The sequence below is a fragment of the Variovorax glacialis genome (assembly GCF_051216375.1).
Lineage (GTDB): Bacteria > Pseudomonadota > Gammaproteobacteria > Burkholderiales > Burkholderiaceae_C > Variovorax.
Genome location: NZ_JBPJZT010000019.1, coordinates 61,306 through 78,891, shown reverse-complemented (window position 1 = coordinate 78,891; position 17,586 = coordinate 61,306). Strand labels below are relative to the sequence as shown.

The 17,586-nt window shown below is 67.2% G+C and carries 17 protein-coding genes; 2 read left to right on the top strand and 15 right to left on the bottom strand.

The annotated features are described in order from the left end of the window. Nucleotides 1-14: 14 nt before the first annotated feature. Complete coding sequence (locus ACSFBL_RS30870; RefSeq protein WP_435519633.1) at nucleotides 15-920, bottom strand: LysR family transcriptional regulator; 906 nt, start codon at nucleotides 918-920, stop codon at nucleotides 15-17. Between the two features lie 108 nt (nucleotides 921-1,028). Between ACSFBL_RS30870 and ACSFBL_RS30865 the strand changes: the two genes are divergently transcribed. Together ACSFBL_RS30865 and ACSFBL_RS30860 are read left to right on the top strand one after the other, a co-directional pair. Further along, the gene (locus ACSFBL_RS30865) at nucleotides 1,029-2,288 is read left to right on the top strand and encodes a flavin-dependent oxidoreductase (RefSeq protein WP_435519632.1); all 1,260 of its coding nucleotides are present in this window, start codon (nucleotides 1,029-1,031) and stop codon (nucleotides 2,286-2,288) included. A 37-nt stretch (nucleotides 2,289-2,325) separates the two neighbouring features. Beyond that, nucleotides 2,326-3,288, top strand: a complete 963-nt coding sequence (locus ACSFBL_RS30860; RefSeq protein ID WP_435519631.1) for a tripartite tricarboxylate transporter substrate binding protein — start codon at nucleotides 2,326-2,328, stop codon at nucleotides 3,286-3,288. Between the two features lies 1 nt (nucleotide 3,289). Here ACSFBL_RS30860 and ACSFBL_RS30855 read toward each other — a convergent pair whose 3' ends face one another. The 14 genes from ACSFBL_RS30855 to atzF form a co-directional block, all read right to left on the bottom strand. Then, a complete protein-coding gene (locus tag ACSFBL_RS30855) occupies nucleotides 3,290-4,036 on the bottom strand; it encodes a GntR family transcriptional regulator (protein ID WP_435519630.1) in 747 nt (248 codons plus the stop codon). Nucleotides 4,037-4,046: 10 nt separating this feature from the next. Further along, nucleotides 4,047-4,712: a cysteine hydrolase family protein gene (locus ACSFBL_RS30850; protein WP_435519629.1), complete on the bottom strand. Its 666-nt coding sequence runs from the start codon at nucleotides 4,710-4,712 to the stop codon at nucleotides 4,047-4,049. Nucleotides 4,713-5,256: 544 nt separating this feature from the next. After that, nucleotides 5,257-6,870, bottom strand: a complete 1,614-nt coding sequence (locus tag ACSFBL_RS30845; protein WP_435519628.1) for an ABC transporter ATP-binding protein — start codon at nucleotides 6,868-6,870, stop codon at nucleotides 5,257-5,259. A gap of 15 nt (nucleotides 6,871-6,885) precedes the next feature. Continuing rightward, entirely contained in the window at nucleotides 6,886-7,602 is a 717-nt protein-coding gene (gene biuH / locus ACSFBL_RS30840; RefSeq protein ID WP_435519627.1) for a biuret amidohydrolase, read from the bottom strand. Nucleotides 7,603-7,613: 11 nt separating this feature from the next. Then, nucleotides 7,614-8,534 (bottom strand): ABC transporter permease, encoded by a 921-nt coding sequence (locus ACSFBL_RS30835; RefSeq protein WP_435519626.1) that lies wholly within the window; start codon nucleotides 8,532-8,534, stop codon nucleotides 7,614-7,616. Next, complete coding sequence (locus tag ACSFBL_RS30830) at nucleotides 8,531-9,616, bottom strand: ABC transporter permease (protein ID WP_435519625.1); 1,086 nt, start codon at nucleotides 9,614-9,616, stop codon at nucleotides 8,531-8,533. The genes ACSFBL_RS30835 and ACSFBL_RS30830 overlap by 4 nt, the downstream gene beginning before the upstream one ends. A 140-nt stretch (nucleotides 9,617-9,756) precedes the next feature. Next, complete coding sequence (locus tag ACSFBL_RS30825; RefSeq protein WP_435519624.1) at nucleotides 9,757-10,872, bottom strand: BMP family ABC transporter substrate-binding protein; 1,116 nt, start codon at nucleotides 10,870-10,872, stop codon at nucleotides 9,757-9,759. A 112-nt stretch (nucleotides 10,873-10,984) separates the two neighbouring features. Continuing rightward, nucleotides 10,985-11,365: an oxalurate catabolism protein HpxZ gene (gene hpxZ, locus ACSFBL_RS30820; RefSeq protein WP_435519623.1), complete on the bottom strand. Its 381-nt coding sequence runs from the start codon at nucleotides 11,363-11,365 to the stop codon at nucleotides 10,985-10,987. Nucleotides 11,366-11,376: 11 nt separating this feature from the next. Continuing rightward, nucleotides 11,377-12,807: an AtzE family amidohydrolase gene (locus ACSFBL_RS30815; protein ID WP_435519622.1), complete on the bottom strand. Its 1,431-nt coding sequence runs from the start codon at nucleotides 12,805-12,807 to the stop codon at nucleotides 11,377-11,379. Next, nucleotides 12,804-13,010, bottom strand: coding sequence for a DUF4089 domain-containing protein (locus tag ACSFBL_RS30810; protein WP_435519621.1), 207 nt, complete (start codon nucleotides 13,008-13,010; stop codon nucleotides 12,804-12,806). Before ACSFBL_RS30810 ends, ACSFBL_RS30815 begins: the two co-directional genes overlap by 4 nt. A gap of 10 nt (nucleotides 13,011-13,020) precedes the next feature. After that, complete coding sequence (locus ACSFBL_RS30805; protein WP_435519620.1) at nucleotides 13,021-13,851, bottom strand: ABC transporter ATP-binding protein; 831 nt, start codon at nucleotides 13,849-13,851, stop codon at nucleotides 13,021-13,023. Continuing rightward, nucleotides 13,848-14,678: an ABC transporter permease gene (locus ACSFBL_RS30800; RefSeq protein WP_435519619.1), complete on the bottom strand. Its 831-nt coding sequence runs from the start codon at nucleotides 14,676-14,678 to the stop codon at nucleotides 13,848-13,850. The genes ACSFBL_RS30805 and ACSFBL_RS30800 overlap by 4 nt, the downstream gene beginning before the upstream one ends. Nucleotides 14,679-14,682: 4 nt before the next feature. Then, a complete protein-coding gene (locus ACSFBL_RS30795) occupies nucleotides 14,683-15,696 on the bottom strand; it encodes an ABC transporter substrate-binding protein (RefSeq protein ID WP_435519618.1) in 1,014 nt (337 codons plus the stop codon). A gap of 44 nt (nucleotides 15,697-15,740) precedes the next feature. Further along, entirely contained in the window at nucleotides 15,741-17,462 is a 1,722-nt protein-coding gene (gene atzF, locus ACSFBL_RS30790) for an allophanate hydrolase (protein WP_435519617.1), read from the bottom strand. Between the last annotated feature and the right edge of the window lie 124 nt (nucleotides 17,463-17,586).

Here is a 17,586-nt window from a genome sequence, read left to right as displayed (position 1 = left end):
ATCGCCCGTCGCCGCTATCTCGACAGCGCAGGCAATGCCCTCACCAAAGTCTCGCTGAAGGAGCGCATGGCCTCGCTCTCGTGGGCGCCTCGCTTGCTGATGCGATAGAAGTCCAGCGCCACCTTCGGCTTGACCAGAACGTCGGTGCGCACGCGATGCCGGCGGCAGGCCGCCAGCGCAAAGGTCGGCATCACCGCCGTGCCGAATCCGGACTCCACCATGGCGATCAGCGTGCCGAAGAAGTTGAACGCCTGGCGTTGCGCATCGGCCCGGCCGATCGCGCCCAACTGCACGTCGATGACCTTCTGGATCGGATTGCTCGACGGCAACCCGATCAGTTCAGCGGCGCGCAGTGACGACCAGGGCACGGTACCGGTCGCCGGCGATGCCTCCTCGGATTCCGCGCCCGCGACCCGCATCAGGTGGAACCGCCCCACCGGCGCACGTTCGAGCCCCGGCGCGGCCTTGAAGAAGAACCCTAGCCCCATGTCCGCCTCGCCGCTCACGACCATCGCCTCGACATCGCGCAGGTCCGCATCGAACAGCTTCAGGTTGACCGTGGGATGGCCCTCGCGGAACTGATGGAAGACCTGCGGCAGCAGGTTGGACGACACCAGCGGGGTGGCGGCAATGCGCAGCGTCTGGCGCGCTTCGTCGCCTTCGATGCCGAGCCGGGCGGTGACGTCGTCGAGGTCGGTCACGACGCGCTCGACGACCGGCAACAGCCGCCGGCCCGCCGCCGTGAGGCTGACCATGCGCGTGGTGCGGTCGAAGAGGCGGCAGCCGAGTTGCCGCTCCATCTCCCGCACCAGCGTGCTCAGGCCCGCCTGCGTCATGTGCGCCTGTTCGGCCGCGCGTGTGAAGTTGCCGATGCGCGCGACATGCAGGAAGGCGCGCATTTGCCGGACGGACAGATTCATACGAGTTCATGATAAATCCATACGACATCTAAATTTCCCAAATGATCGAGGGGTCGATCTAATCCGCTGCTTGACGAACCCCCGACAGATCAAACGCGAGTTGGAGACATGAGCAAGCAAACCGAAGTCATCGTGCTGGGCGCCGGCATCGGCGGACTGACCCTGGCATTGAGCCTCCACCAGGCGGGCATCGCCTGCCGCGTCTACGAGGCCGTGCCTGAACTGAAGCCCCTCGGCGTGGGCATCAACCTGCTGCCGCATGCGGTGCGCGAACTGAGCGAACTGGGCCTGATGCCGGCGCTCGATGCGGTCGGCGTGCGCACCAAGGAATCGATCTTCTTCAACGCCCATGGCCAAATGGTGTTTCGCGAAGCCGCCGGAACAGCCGCGGGTTACGCGTGGCCCCAGTACTCGATCCACCGGGGTGATCTGCACACCGCACTTCTCCAGGCAACGCGCGAGCGCCTCGGCGCGGATGCCGTGGTCTGCGGCCATCGCTGCGCCGGCGTGGACCAGGACGACACCGGCGTCACCGCACGCTTCACCGCACCGGACGGATCGCCTCTTCCCAGTGCGCGCGGATCGATTGCCGTGGGCTGCGACGGCATCCACTCGGTGCTGCGGAAGCAGTTCTACCCGGGCGAAGGCGCGCCGCGCTATTCCGGCGTCAACATGTGGCGCGGTACTGCGAAGCACAAGCCTTTCCTCTCGGGCGCGAGCATGGTCCGCGCCGGGTGGCTCGACCGGGGCAAGATGGTGATCTACCCGATCCGCGACAACGTCGACGGCGACGGCAACCAGCTGATCAACTGGGTCGCCGAGATCCACGCGCCGAAGCCCGCGATCCAGGACTGGAGCCGCCCCGGCCGGCTCGAGGATTTCCTCCCCGCCTTCGAGGACTGGCACTTCGACTGGCTCGACGTGCCGGCGCTGATCCGCTCGTCCGATGCGATCCTCGAATACCCGATGGTCGACCAGGACCCGCTGCCGAAGTGGACGCACGGCCGCCTCACGCTGCTCGGCGACGCGGCGCATCCGATGGTGCCGCGTGGCTCGAACGGTGCCGGCCAGGCCATCATCGACGCCCGCTACCTCGCCGGCGCGCTGCACAGGATGGGCGTCGGCAACGCGGCGCTGGAAGACTACGACCGCGTGCGCGTGAAGGCGACCACCAACGTCGTGCTGACCAACCGCAGCAATCCGCCGGACGCGATCCTGCGCGAAGTGTTCGAGCGTTCCGGCGGACGGCGCTTCGAGCGCCTGGAGGACTTCGTGACGCAGCAGGAACTCCAGGCCATCTCGGACAACTACAAGCGCGTCGCGGGCTACGACCCGGCCGCCTTGCAATCGCGTCCCTCCTACATTTGAAGCACGCGCCGCCCACCAAAACGATACGGAGACACCGATGCGCCCCTTGAAGAAGATCCTCGCCACCCTCCTGATGGCCGCCAGCGCCATGGCCGCGCATGCGTGGCCCGACCAACCGATTACGCTGGTAGTGCCCTACACCCCCGGCACCGGCATCGACCTGATCGCGCGCCAGTTGTCAGTGCGGCTGCCCGCGGCGCTCGGCCAGCCGGTGATCGTCGACAACGTGGCCGGCGCCAGCGGCAACATCGGCAGCGAAAGGGTGGCACGCGCCAAGCCGGATGGCTACACGCTGATGGTGCAGGTCAACACGCTGGTGATGAACAAGGGCCTCTACAAGTCGCTCGCCTACGACCCCGTCTCCGACTTCACGCCGGTGTCGCTCACCTCGTGGGGCACGCTGCTGCTGGTGACCAATCCCAACGTGCAGAAGACCACCTCGGTCGCGCAGATGGTCGCGGCTGCCAAGGCCGAGCCGGGCAAGCTGACCTACGCCACGCCCGGCGTCGGAACGCCCCATCATCTTTCGATGGCGCTGCTGCTGCAATACACCGGCACCGAGATGCTGCACGTCCCCTACAAGGGCACGGCCGGCGCGGTGACGGACCTGCTGGGCGGTCGCATCGACTACATGTTCCTGCCGGTGCACGTCGCGCTGCAGCACATCCAGGCCGGCAAGCTCAGGGCGATCGCCACGGGCAGCGACAAGCGCCTGCCGCAGTTGCCGAACGTGCCGACGCTCGCCGAAGCCGGCATCAAGGGCGGCAATGTCGACATGTGGTACGGCGTGCTCGCACCCAAGGGAACGCCGCCCGCGGTGGTCGCGCGGCTCAACAAGGAGATCGGCGCGATCCTGAAGCAGCCCGAAGTCGCGACTGCTTTCGAGGCACAGGGCATGGTGCCCGCCGCATCGACGCCGGAGGAATTCGGCGCATTGATCCAGAAAGACGCCACGCGCTGGGCCGACGTGGTCCACCGCGGCGGCATCACCGCGGAGTGACTCAGCGCCCGGGCGGCCTAGGCCGGCCCGCGTGGCGCGCCATGTGCACCTGGTGCAGCGTGATCTTGCGCACCTCGGACTGACTGGTCTCGATGTGCGCCCGCAGCAGCATCGCGGCCTGGTCGCCCCGGTTCGCGCGGATCGCCTTCAGGATCTTGGCGTGCTCGTCGTAGGTGGCGTCGATGCGCGGCTGCTTGGTGAAATCGAGCCGTCGGATGATGCGGATGCGATCGGTCACGTCGCGATGCACCCGGGCCATTTCGCCGTTGCCTGCGGCAGCGACGAGCGCGCAATGAAAGGCCTCGTCCCACTGTGCCACCTGCACGGTGTCCGAGCTGCGCTGCGCCGTGGGCACGAGCCAGATGCCCGCCAGTTCCTCGACCAGGCTGCGGTCCACGCGATGGTCGCTTTCGCAGAGCCGGTGGACTGCCGTGGTCTCGAGCACCATGCGCAGGTCGTAGAGCTGCTCGAACTGGTCGAAGTCGAAGGGCAGCACCCGCCAGCCGCTGCGGAACAGGACTTCGACAAATCCCTCCTGCTGCAACCTGAACAGCGCCTGCCGCACCGGCGTGCGCGAGACGCCGAGCCGCTCGCTGATTTCGTTCTCGGTGAAGCGGTCCCCAGGCACGAGGCTGAACTCGGCCACATCCCGCTTGAGTTGCGCGTAGACCTGATCGGCGCGGGTTCGAAACGCCGGATCTGGAGCCGCAGGCTCGGAGGGAACGGAAGGGGATCGGACAGAGGACACGTGGGGGATGTTAGTGCTTGCCGAGCGCGGCGAGCAATGCGTCGCTCGGTGCGGTCCAACCGACGATGGCGCCCTGGGCGCGGATCATCTCGACCGCTGCCGCCTTGAAGGCGGGAAAGTAGCTCTCGGTGCAGTCTTCCAGCAACAGGCAGTCGTAGCCGCGATCGTTGGCTTCGCGCATGCTGGTCTGCACGCAGACTTCGGTGGTCACGCCGCCGAAGAGCAGGTGGGTGATGCCGCGCCGCTTGAGCATCTCGTGCAGGCCGGTGGCATAGAAGGCACCCTTGCCCGGCTTGTCGACCACGATCTCGCCTTCGACGGGCGCGAGTGCGTCGATGATCTGGTTGCCCGGCTCGCCGATCACGAGGATGCGGCCCATCGGCCCTTCGTCGCCGATGCGCAGGGTCGGGTTGCCGCGGTTGCGCTTGGCTGGCGGGCAGTCCGAAAGATCGGGCTTGTGGGCTTCGCGCGTGTGGACCACCAGGCCGCCAGCTTCCCGCCAGGCTTCGAGCGTTCTCTTCGTCGCCGGGACGATGGCTTCGAGCAGGGAGACATCGTTGCCAAGGGTTTCGCCGAAACCTCCTGGCTCGATGAAGTCGCGCTGCATGTCGATGAGGACCAGGGCTGTCTTTGCCAGGTCGAATTCGTAGGGGAAAGGGGTTGCGTCTACTTGCATGGGTCGCTTCCGGGTTGCATTGAAAGACGCACGGAAGGTGGGCGGGGCGACAGTGGGCGGTGTGCCCTGTGCCGGCCGACGTCACCAGCCGCTTTGCGGCTGCCCTGCGCTGCTCCCGACAGGCGGGGTCCGCGCAAACTCGCTTCGCTCAGACACGCGCGGCCCTGATCCGCCTGTCGCTGCGCTGCTCGGCGGTGCCTCAACGGCCGACACAGGGCACACCGCCCACTGTCGCCGACACGTTGAGGTTGAACTGTCCGCTGCCACTGCCGTAAGTGAGGGACGGGTGTCGACGTTTCGAGCGTCCCAGTCCCTTGAACACCCCCAAAGCCCGGTATGCGGTGTGGGCTCGCCGACCCCTCTACGCCGCCGAAGCGCGCAGCTTCAGGCGGAAAAAGGGCCGCGCGTGTTTGAGCGCAGCGAGTTTGCGCGGCCCCCGCCTGAAGCGAGCACTGCAGGGCAGCCCGAAGGGCCGGCGTAGCGGGGTCGGCGAGCCCACACCGCATACCGGGCGCTCTCCCAACGCCAAGGGATAACGGCGCACTCATGAGGCCACCGCAGCAGAGTGATCCCCACCCCCCATGTGCGCCCCCAGCACGTGTCGTTCAGCCGTTGCCGCAGCAGTTTCGAACACGACGCGCCCTTCGCTCATCACGACGATGCGATCCGCCATCTCCAGCAGTTCGTCGAGATCCTCGCTGATCAAAAGCACAGCCCCACCCCGCGCCCGCACCTGCACGATGCGGCTGTGAATCTCGGCGACAGCCGCGAAGTCCAGACCGAACACAGGATTCGCAGCGATCAACACATTGATGTCCCCCGCCAGTTCGCGGGCCAGCACTGCACGCTGGACATTGCCACCAGAGAGACTGCGAATCGGCGCGCCCTCCCCCTGTGTCTTGACGCCGTACTCGGCAATCCATTCACGTGCCCGACTGCGCCACAGCGGAAAGTTGAGCACCCCCGCGCCCAGCGCCTTCCATGCCAGAGGCGGCTGATCGAAATCCCGCAGCGCCATGTTCTCCGCCACGCTGAGATCGCCGACGCAGGCATTGCGCAAAGGCTCTTCGGGCAGGCTGCGCACCTTCAGGCGCCGGTTCTCCTCGCGCTTCGCCGCATAAGGCTCGCCCATCACCGTCACCTGCCCGGCCAAGCGCGGTCGCTGACCCACCAGCGCCTCGACCAGTTCACGCTGGCCATTGCCCGACACGCCCGCCACGCCGAGGATTTCCCCCGACCGCACGCTGAGGCTCAGGTCGTGCACCGCCAGCGTTCCCCGATCCCCCTGCGCCTTCAACCCTTCCACACGCAAGGCGACGGGCGAATCCGCCGCCGTGTCGTTCATCGCATGCAGGGCACGACCGGTCGGCGCCGCGGTGTCGCCTTCGGGCGGCGGCGCCTCGCCCTCGCCCATCATGGCTGCCGCCAGCTTCGCCGGGTTCGTTTCCGACACCTTGCAGTGGTGTACCGCCTTGCCACGGCGCAACACCGTCACGCTGTCCGCGTACGACATCACCTCGCGAAACTTGTGCGTGATGATCAGTACCGTGCAGAGCCCGCTTCGCGCGAACTCGCGCACGTGGCCCAGCACTTCGTCGGCCTCCTGCGGCGTCAGCACCGAGGTCGGCTCGTCCAGGATCAGCAATCGTGGCTTGAGGTACAGCTGCTTCAGCAACTCCAGCTTCTGCTTCTCGCCCGCCGCCAGCTCCGAAGGCCGCATGTCGAGATCCAGGCTGAAAGGCGTCGTTGCCAGGAAGGCCTTGAGCTCGGCGCGCGTCGACTTCCAGTCGATCATGGCCGGCGTCTTGCCACCGGCCAGCAACAGGTTCTCCGCCACCGTCATCCCCGGCGCCAGCGTGAAGTGCTGGTAGACCATGCCGATGCCGAGCGCGCGCGCCACGATCGGGTTCGCGATGTCCTGCTCGCGCCCGTCGATCATGATGCTGCCCTCCTCGGCCCGCTGGAAACCCGCCACGCACTTGACCAGCGTGCTCTTGCCCGCGCCGTTCTCGCCAAGCAACGCGTGCACCGTCCCGGCCTCCACATGCATGGTCACGCGGTCCATGGCCGTGAAGCTGCCGAAGCGCTTGGTCAGCTCGTAGGTGTCCAGCGCCAGCGCGCCGGTGGACGGCGGCATCGGGTCGACGGGTGCGATCATTCGGTGACTCCGTTCCTAGAACGCCGACAGCGCCTCGAGCAGGGCGCCCGAGGTCGCATGCGCGCCGAACACGCCGCCCTGCATGGTGATCATCTTCAGCGCCGCGAGATGGTTGCCGTGATCCGTCGCGGCCGTGCAGTCCGACAGCAGCAGGCATTCGAAGCCGCGGTCGTTGGCATCGCGCATCGTCGTATGCACGCACACGTCGGTCGTGATGCCGGCGAGGATCAGGTTCTCGATGCCGCGCGTGCGCAGCACCAGTTCGAGATCGGTTGCATAGAACGAGCCCTTGCCCGGCTTGTCGATGACCACCTCGCCATCGATCGGCGCCAGCGCGGGAATGATTTCCCAGCCGGGCTCGCCCCGCACCAGGATGCGGCCGCAAGGGCCGACGTCGCCAATGCCCACGCCGTCGGCGCCGATCTGGCGCGAACGCCAGCGCTTGTTGGCCGGCAGGTCCGCGAGGTCGGGACGATGCCCCTCCCGCGTGTGGATGATGTGAAAGCCCAGGGGCCGCAGCCGCGCCAGCGTGCGCGCGATCGGTTCGATCGGCGCCTGCACCAGCGAAAGGTCGTAGCCCATCACGTCGACATAGCCGCCCTTGCCGCAGAAGTCGGTCTGCATGTCGATCACGATCAGCGCCGTGTTGTCAGGCCGCAGCGCGCCGTTGTACGGCCACGGATACGGCGCCGCGGCGACGAAGCATTCGGATTGCGTGGAAGAAGCACTCATGGGTCGACGGCTCAACGTGTGGAAGACAACTCGCCGGGGCTTCCGACGGCGACACTGCCCGGCTTGCAGGTCAGCACCAGGATGACCAGGGTCAGCACATAGGGCACCGTGTTGAAGAGGTGATAGCCCCACCCCACGCCGATCGACTGCAACGCCGGGCCGATGGCGCCCGCGCCGCCGAAGAGCAGCGCAGCACCGATGCAGCGCAATGGACTCCATCGCGCGAAGATCACCAGCGCGACGGCGATCAGGCCCTGCCCGCTGGAGATGCCTTCATTCCAGCTGCCGGGATAGAACAGCGTGAGCGATGCGCCGCCCAACCCCGCGATGAAGCCGCCCGCCGTGGTCGCCGCGATGCGCAAGCCCGACACCGAGTAGCCGAGCGCGCGCGTCGCATTTGCAGAATCGCCCGCCATGCGCACGAGCAGGCCCGCGCGCGTGTGCGCAAAGCCCCACCACAGCAGCACGGCGAGCGCGATGCCGATGGGCACCAGCGAATTCACCTGGAGGGCCGCCCGGATCACGGGGTTGTCGCTCCAGTTGCCCAGTGGAATCGCCGGAAGCTGCGGTGCCTGCGGCTGGATCAGCGGCTTGCCAAGATAGAACGCGAGGCCCGTGCCAAACAGCATCAACGCGATGCCGGTCGCCACGTCGTTGACCCGGTCGAGCGAGCACAGCAGCCCGTGCAGCAAGGCGAGCGCCGCGCCCACGATGCCGCCGATCAGCACGCCCAGCCATGCGGAATCGGTGAGCCAGGCGCCGCCGAAGGACGCCATTGCCGACAGGACCAGCACGCCTTCGAGGCCCAGGTTGATCCGGCCCGACTTCTCGGTCAGGCACTCGCCCAGGCTGACGAACAGAAACGGTGCGCCCACGCGCAGTGCGCCGCCGACGATACCGGCGACCAGTGCGATCCATTGGTCGGCCGTCATTGCGCCACCTCTTTCACCAAAGGACCGGGTTGCGAGACCTGCGGCGCGCGGTTCCTGAACAGCGCCTTCCAGTCGATCATCCGCAGGCCTTCGCTCGCCAGGATCAGCACGAAGGCCATGCCCTGCAGCACCAGCACCGACGCGTCGGGCAGCCCGAGCCGCCTTTGCAGCAGGCTCCCCGCCGCGCCGAAGCCGCCGAACAGGATCGCCACCGGAATCACCGCCACCGGGTTATGGCGCGCAATGAACGACACCAGGATGCCCGCGTAGCCATAGCCCGCGATCAGCGACGCATTGGCGTTCGTGTGAACCGCAGCCACTTCCACCGCGCCGGCCACGCCGGCACAGGCGCCGCCCAGGCCGCAGGCTGCGAGGATGAGCCGGCTGGCCGGCAGCCCGACCAGTTGCGCGGTCCGCGGATTGCCGCCGACGACGCGCACTGAGAAGCCGGAAGCAGTCGCCCGCAGCCAGAGCCCCGACACCAGGCACGCCACCACGCCGATCGCGAGCCCCCAGTGCACATCCGAGCCACCGATGCCGCCAATCGCCAATCCGTCCGCGAGCGAGCGCGTCGCGGGCTTGTTGAGACTGGCCGGATCACGCAGCGCGCCTTCGACCACATGCTTGAAGAGACCGATGGCGACGTACGCCAGCAGCAGGCTGCTGATGGTCTCGTTGATGCCCCGGTACTGCCGCAACCACCCCGCGAGGGCGATCCAGACCGCGCCGGCGATGGCTCCCGCAATGCAAAGCGCCACGGTGCCCACGATATTGGCCGGCAGCGGCATGAGGTAGGGCAGCGCCGCACAGGCGAGCCCACCGAGCACCAGCGCCCCTTCCCCGCCGATGATCACCAGCCCCGCACGAGCCGGGATCGCCACGCAAAGCGCCGTGAGCATCAACGGCGCCGCGCGCTGCAATGTGTTCTGCCACGAGAACCAGTCGCCGAACGCCCCCTTGAAAAGGATGACCCAGACTTCCAGCGGACTCACCCCCGCGAACCAGACAAACACCCCGAACAGCAGCAGCGCCGCCGCAATGGCGAACACCGGCAGTCCAATTTCCCGAAGCGCGTTACGCATGATGAAGTGCCCCATTCAATGAGCCGCCCCGACTCCTCCAGAAATACCGCGGATCCGGCTCCGCCGGTCCGCCGGTATTGCCCCCGGCGAGGGGGAAGGCGAAGCGACACGAAGTGCGCGCAGCCTGGGGGAGAGCGAATTCACCCGATGGAGCCGACCACGCCTTCGACGAGGTAGTTCATCTTTTCGAGTTCGAGGTCCGTCTGCTTCAACGTCTTGCCACCTGCAATGACGACTGCGCCCTTGTTGTCCTTCAAGGGGCCGCTGAAGATGTCGAAGCTGCCCGCGAGCATCTTGGCCTTGACGTCATCGGCATTCTTCTTGGCAGCGTCCGTCACCATCGGTCCGTAGGGCGACATCTTGACGTAGCCCTCTTTCAATCCGCCGCGCAGGAAGTTCGGATGCGGCTTGCCGGCCTGCGCCGCATCGACGATGGTCTTGTAGGCCGTGAGCCAGTTCCACTCGGCGCCGGTGAGGTACGCGTTGGGTGCCAGCTTGGCCTGGCTCGCGTGGTAGCCGCACACCATCTTGCCGCGCTTGGCCGCGGTCTCGACCACCACCTTGGGGCCGTCGACGTGCATCGTGAACACGTCGCAGCCCTGGTCGGCGAGGCTGTTGGTGGCTTCGGCTTCCTTGACCGCCATCGACCAGTCGCCCGTGAAGATCACGCTGCAGGTGATGCCCGGCTTGACCGAGCGCGCGCCCATCGTGAAGGCATTGATGTTGCGCAGCACCTGGGGAATCGGCTTGGCGGCGACGAAGGCGATCTTGTTGCTCTTCGTCATGTGCCCGGCGATCACGCCATTGAGGTACTGGCATTCGTCGATGTAGCCGAAGAAGCTGCCGACGTTCTTGGGGTGCTTGCCTTCGGTCCACAGTCCGCCGCAGTGCGAGAAGCGAACGTCCGGGTTCTTCGGTGCCACAGCGAGGATGTGGGGATCGAAATAGCCGAACGAGGTCGGGAACAGGAGGCCCGCGCCGTCCTGCGCGATCATCCCGGTCATCGTCTTCTGCACGGCCGCGGTCTCGGGCACGTTCTCTTCCTCGATCACCTTGATGCCGGGCATCTTCTTGAGCTCGACCGCCGCCTGCGCATGCGCCTGGTTGTAGCCATAGTCGTCGCGCGGACCGACATAGATCACGCCGACCGTCAGCGGCTTCTGCGCGATGGCGAGGGCACTCCATCCACCCAGCGTGGTGGCGGACGCCAGCGCGGCCAGGGACTTGAGGGAATCACGACGATTGAACTGGCTCATGGTGCTTGCTCCTGAAGAAGTGGAGGGGTCGGAGGGCCGGGAAGTCCTGTCTTGGATACAAGAAGGTGTGCATAAACCGTACCAGTGCGAATCGGCGATTTCGGCGCCGAAATCAGCCCATAAGGCTCACATGCGCCGCCACGACGCGCCAGCCTTGGGCGGTGCGCATCCATGTCTGGCTCTGGCGCCCCGTCTTTGTGCTTCCTTCGCGGCGGAACTCGACGTTGGCCGTGGCGAAGTCGTGGCCATAGGTGGTGATGACGGTGCGCAGGATCTCGCGCGCCAGGCCTTGCGACGGGCGCGATGCGCGGAAAGCCTGGATCGCCTCGAAGCCGTAGAGGTTCTCGGTGGCGCCGTAGCGCAGCGTGTGCGGGCTGTTCCAGAACAGCTCGTCGAGGATCTCGACATTGTTGTGGACCAGCGCGTCTTCGTAGCGATCGAAGGCGGCCGTCACTTCGGCCAGCACCTCGGGGAGGTTGATGGGCGTGTTCATCGTGTCCTTGGTCAGAGCGTGGCGACGGGCGAATGCGCCACGCCGGCCGATTCGAGTGCGGCGGCGACGCGCAGCACCAGGTCCTCACGCCACGGCGCGCCGATGACCTGCACGCCGATCGGCAAGTCGGGGTGGGCGCCCCACACGGGCACCGCGCAGACCGGCAGGCCGATGCAGGAGATGGGCTGGGTCAGCACGCCCATGCTGGGGCGCACGGGAAGCCGCTGGCCGTTGATCTCGAACCATTCGGCGCCGATGGGCGTCGCCGCGCAGGGCGTGGCGGCGGCGAGCAGCACATCGAAGCGCTCGAACAGTCGCGCCACCTGTTCCGCGTACAGGCGCCGTACGCGCTGGGCGCGGGCGATCCACGCTGCAGGCAGCAACGCACCGGCAAGGAAGCGATCGCGCGAAAGGGGCTCGAAGTCGTGCGCACGGGTGCGCAGGTCCGGCAGATGCAGCGCCGCCCCTTCGGAATTGGTGATGAGGAAGGCGGCGGCTCGCCCCGCTTCGACCATCGGCAGTTCGACGGTCTGGCTCGCTCCCAATGCTTGCGCGACGGCATCTACCGCTGTCAGCGCCTCCGGCTGTGCGCGTTCGCGGAAGTAGCCGCCGAGGACGCCGACGCGAAGGCCGTTGAGCCCGCGCGACAGCGTCGGCATCGTGGGTTCGACCGCACGCTGCGCGCAACCGGGATCGTTCGCTCCGGCGCCTTCCGGACCCTGCATCGCGTCATACGCCAGCGCGAGATCGCGCGCCGAGCGGGCGAACGGTCCGAGGTGGTCGAGGCTCGACACGAAGGGATAGCTGCCCGTGCGCGGCAGGCGCCCGAAGGTCGGCTTCAGGCCGAACACGCCGCACAACGATGCCGGCACACGAATCGATCCGTTGGTGTCCGAGCCCAGCGTCAGCGGCACTTGCCCCGCCGCCACCGCGGCGCCGGAGCCACCCGACGAACCGCCGGCGATCCGCGTGAGGTCGTGCGGGTTGTGCGCCGCACCGACGTGGCTGTTCTCGGTGGTGAAGCCGTACGCGTACTCGTCCATGTTGAGCGCGCCGACCAGCACCGCGCCCGCGTTTTCGAGCCGCCGGACCAGTTCGGCATCGCCGCGCGCCGGCGGGCTCTCCCGCTCGATCTTCGAGCCGGCCAGCGTCGATAGCCCGGCGATGTCGACCAGGTTCTTCACCGCGAAAGGGACGCCGAGCAGCGGCAGCTCGCGCGTGCGCGCCGCCCTGTCCGAGAACAGCGAGGCATCGATCTGCGCCGCCCGCCGCAGCGCACGTTCGCGAACCACGTCGGTGAAGGCGTTCACGCGGCGGTCCGTGGCGTCGATGCGATCCAGGCTGGCCTGCACGAGCGCGACGGCGCTGACCTTTGTGGCCTGGACGGCGGCGGCCATGGTCGACGCATCCTTCTGGAGCAGAAGCAGGGCGTCGTCGCTCATGCTTCCCTCTCCCTCGGAACCACCGGCACGAAATTCACCGCCGGTTCGTCATGGGGATCGAGCGGCACGGCCTCCACCAGCGCGGCGAACTCCGCGGCCAGCGCGAAGAAGCGCACGACGCCTGGCCGGTGGTCCGGGCGCAAGCGCAAGCCCAGGGCCGCCGACGTGGCGTCGACGTAGGTTTCGATCTGAGCGGGCGTCATGACCGATCCCCTATCGGCGGACTTCGCGCTGGAAGATTTCCAGGCTCAGCTTTTTCATGCTCACGAAGCTGGCGGAGCTCAGCGTCTCCAGCGTGCGAGGACGTGCGTCGCCGTAGTCGAGGATCTCCGCCACCTTCGTCGGCCGCTTGGTCAACAGCAGCACCTGATCGGCGAGGTACACGGCTTCTTCCAGGTCGTGCGAGACCAGCAGCATCGTGGTGCCCGTCTGCATGAACACTTCCTGCAGCTTCTCGCGGATGAAAAGCGTCATCTCGAAATCGAGCGCCGAGAAGGGCTCGTCGAGGAACAGCACCTCGGGGTTCGGCGCCAGCGCCCGCATGATCGACGCGGTCTGCTGCTGGCCGCCGGAGAGCTCGTAGGGATAGCGCTTGAGGTCGAACTTGACGTCGAACGAGGCGACCAGCTCCTGCATGCGCCGATCCACCTCGGCCTTGGAGCGGCCCTCCAGCTTGAGCGGATACGCGATGTTGTCGATGGTGCGCATCCACGGGAACATCGCCTCGCGGTAGTTCTGGAAGACGTAGCCGATCTTCGTGTCCTTGAGCGACTTGCCGTCGAACAGGATCTCGCCCGAATCGATCGGGATTAGCCCCGCGATCATGTTGATCAGCGTCGACTTGCCGCAGCCGTTGGGCCCGAAGACCGAGACGATCTTCTGCTTGGGGATGTCGAGGTCGAAGTTCTCGTACAGCGGCCAGCCGGCGAAGTACTTGGTCAGCCCGCGGATGGTGATGTGCGTGCCGGTCGGACCCGGCGTGAAGACGGGCTTTGGCACATCCGCGTAGACGGGCCCGTTGATCACGTTGTCGACGGTTCTCATCGTCCGCTCCAGTGCACGATGCGGCGCTCGGCCAGCAGGAAGAGGATGTTCAGCGCATAGCCCAGTGCGCCGGCCGCGAGGATCGACGCGTACATGTCCTTCACGTTCATCACCTGCTGCGAGTTGATGATGCGGTGGCCGAGGCCGCTGTCGGAGCCGATGAACATCTCGGCCACGATCACGATCACGAGCGCCATCGACACGGCCGAGCGCAGGCCGACGAAGCTCGGTTGCAGGCTCTCCCAGACCAGCACGTCGCGGAAGATCTGCCAGCGCGATGCGCCCATGACCTTCGCGGCCATCACCCGCTGCTTGCGCGCGTTCATCACGCCGTAGGCGCTGTTGAACACGACGATGAGCATCGCGCCGAACGCGGCGATCGCGACCTTGTTGACGTCCGACACGCCGAAGATCATCAGGAACAGCGGGATCAGCGCGGAGGACGGCGTGGAGCGGAAGAAGTCGATCAGGAACTCAACGCTGCGATAGGCCTTCTCGTTGCTGCCCAGCAGCACGCCGAGTGGCACGCCGACGATGGCCGCGATCAGGAAGGCCTGCAGCGTGCGCCAGACGGTGACCGCGAAGTCCGCCAGCAGCGGTCCGCCCGCCAGCCCCGACAGCAAGGTGCCGATCGTGTCCGCCGGCATCGGCAGCAGGATCGGCTTGATGAAGCCCAGCCGGACCGCGAGGTCCCAGACGATGAAGAGCACCACCGGGCCGATGAAGGGCAGCGCCTTGACCCAATGCGATTCGCGCGGCGGCGCGGAGGCCGTGGCGGTGGCCGGCGCGGCCCAGGGTGTCGCGCCCGTCGGTGCAGGGGTGCTCATGAGGTCACCCCTTGTAGAGCATCGAGTCGACCATCAGGCGCGACGAGAAGATGCCCTTTTCCGAGAACAGGTCGAAGAACTTCTGGAAGTACGCGACGTCGGCCGGCGTGAACTCGTTGTACATCGTGTACGCCGCCAGCGGCACCTCGCCGGTGAGCGGACCTTCGATGGCGGTGTAGCCCTTGAGGTACTGGCGCGCTTCGTTCGGCTTGGTGCGGACGAAGGCCACGCCCTGGCCGTAGGCCGAGATGAATTTCTTCGCCGCGTCGGGGTTCTTCTTGATGAAGGCCGAGGACAGCGAGGCCGAGCCGCCGAACCACGGCGCCATCGGATCGCCCAGCACGTACTTCGCGATCACGCCCGATTCGAGGATGCGCGTGCTGCCGTTGAGGCGGCCGATGGTTCCGGTCGGCTCCAGGGTGTAGCAGCCGTCGACCTGCCCGGCGGCGAGCGAGGCGACGTGCTGGCCGATCGGCAGTTCGACCACTGTCGCGCCGGTCGCGCCGCCGCGCTCCAGCACGGTCTTCGCCAACGTGACGTTCTGGATGCCGGGGCCGGACGCGACGCGCTTGCCCTTGAGGTCGGCCATGGTCTTCGCGGTGCTGGCCGCTGGCACGAGCATCTGGTCGAGCACGTTCTTCACGTTGCTCGGGTTCGAGCAGAAGATCTTGAAGCTGCCCGGCGCCGCGATCTCGCCGATCGCGATGTTGGCCGAGCCGGTGCCGTTCGCGCTGCCGTCGCAACGCTCGGACAGGATCGCCTCCATGATCTGCTGCGCACCCGCGAAGCGTTGCACCTCGACGTCGAGACCTGCGCTCTTGAAATAGCCCTGTTCCACCGCAGCGTAGAACGGCAGGCCGGCGGCGATGGGCCAGTAGCCGATGCGGATCTTCGGCGCCGCCTGCGCACGCACGAGTGCGGGCGCGGCGAGCACCGCAAGGCCAGCCGCTCCCGCCTGGAGCACCTGGCGCCGCGAAGCCGGCTTGGCAATGGAAGGCGAGTTGTGTCGGTAAGCCATCGAGTACTCCGGAAGGTTCGTGATGTGACGGAACTTGAAAGCGCTCAAGCCACGAGCGCAGCGCGCGAGGCGATGTAGGCACGCCACCCGCCGAGGTGCGTGATGTCGTCGGCGCCCGCCACGGCGAGCGCCTCGCACAGGAAGCCCTGCACCCCGCTGCCATCGGCCAGGGTGAGGCTGCCGATGCCGAGCGGCGCCGGAATGAGCGCGACGAAGCTGCCGTACTGCGCCATCGGCATCTCCCAGATTTCCAGCGCGATCGCTGCACCTTCGCCCGGCTGCACACGCACCAGGCCGGGCTTCGGCGGCACCGTGCCGGGCAATGCGTAGAGGCGGTACACGGGCGCGGTGTGCGTGGCGCCGAGCAGCCGGGCACCTCGCTCGGTCAACTGCCCGTTCAGCGGCATCCCCGAAAGGTGCGCACCGACCACCGCGACCTTGACCATGGGTAGGGGCGCGATCACCGGCAACGCTTCGGGCGTCGGCATCGGCTCGCCCGTCGCGCCGAGGGTCAAACCTGTCGCGTAATGAAAGCGCTGCCCCAGTTCGGCGAGCTGGAAGTCGCTGCCGCAACGGCCGATCATCGTCACGCCGAACGGCAGGCCATCTTCGCGCAGGCCGGACGGCACCGAGATGGCCGCGTAGTCGAGCAGGTTCACGAAGTTCGTGTACTCGCCGAGATTGCGATTCAGCGCCACCGGGTCGGCCTGCATCGCCTCGATCGTGTAGTGCGTGGGCGCCGTTGGCACCAGCAGGATGTCGATGTCGCCCCACATCGCCGCGGCACGCTGCCCGATCGCCTGCAGCCTGGCGCGCGCATCGACGAAGTCCGCGGCGCTGTAGCCCCGCCCCTGCGCCAGGATGCCCCGCACCGGTTCGATCACCTCCGCTTCATGCGCATCGAAGAATTCGCGCACCGCCGCATAGCGCTCGGCCACCAGCGCACTGTCATAGAGCAGCGACGCCGCCTCGGCCAGCGGCGCATAGTCGACAGGTACCGGCGTGCCGCCGAGCGCCTTCATCTGCTCGACCGCCCGGTCGAAGGCAGCCGCCGACTGGCTGTCGCCGAAGAATCGCAGCGCCGTCGGCACCCCGAAGCGGAAGCCGGCCGGCAGCGGCTGCGTGGCCAGTACAAGACTGCGCGAGTACGGATCTTCCGCATCGAAGCCCATCGCCGCCTGCAATACACGCGCCGCCATGCCCACCGTGCGCGCAAAGATCGACACGCAATCCACGCTCTGCGCCGCCGGCACCACGCCGCGTGCGCTGAGCAGCCCCCGCGACGGCTTGATGCCGACGATGTTGTTGAGCCCCGCCGGCACCCGCCCCGAGCCCGCGGTATCCGTGCCCAACGCGAAATCCACCTGCCCCGTCGCCACCGCGTAGGCCGACCCCGAACTCGATCCACCCGACACATAGCGCGCATCGAAACTGTTCGGCACCGCGCCATACGGCGATCGCGTCCCGTTCAGTCCGCAGGCAAACTGATCGAGATTGGTCTTGCCGACCAGGTCCGCACCGGCTTCGAGCAGACGCCGCACCACGTACGCGTGCTCACCCGGAACGCGCGAGAAAGCCGGGCAAGCCGCCGTGGTCGGCACACCCGCGATATCGATGTTGTCCTTGGCGGCAAATTGAAGCCCCGCGAGCGCCCCCGCGCCAGCACCTCGCAGCGGCGAATCGAGCCGCGCGATCCACGCCGCATCCGCAGCGCCTTCCAACTGAGTCGTGGACCCACCCCTCGGCAGCCCCTCTTCATGCACCATCTTCAGGCATCCTGTCTTGTGTACAAGATGCCATGCAAAGGATGTGCCAGACCAAGCCCCCCCCGAAAACCCCAGGCCGGCGCAGCCAGGCCCGTCGGTGAAACACCGCGGAACCGGCTCCGCC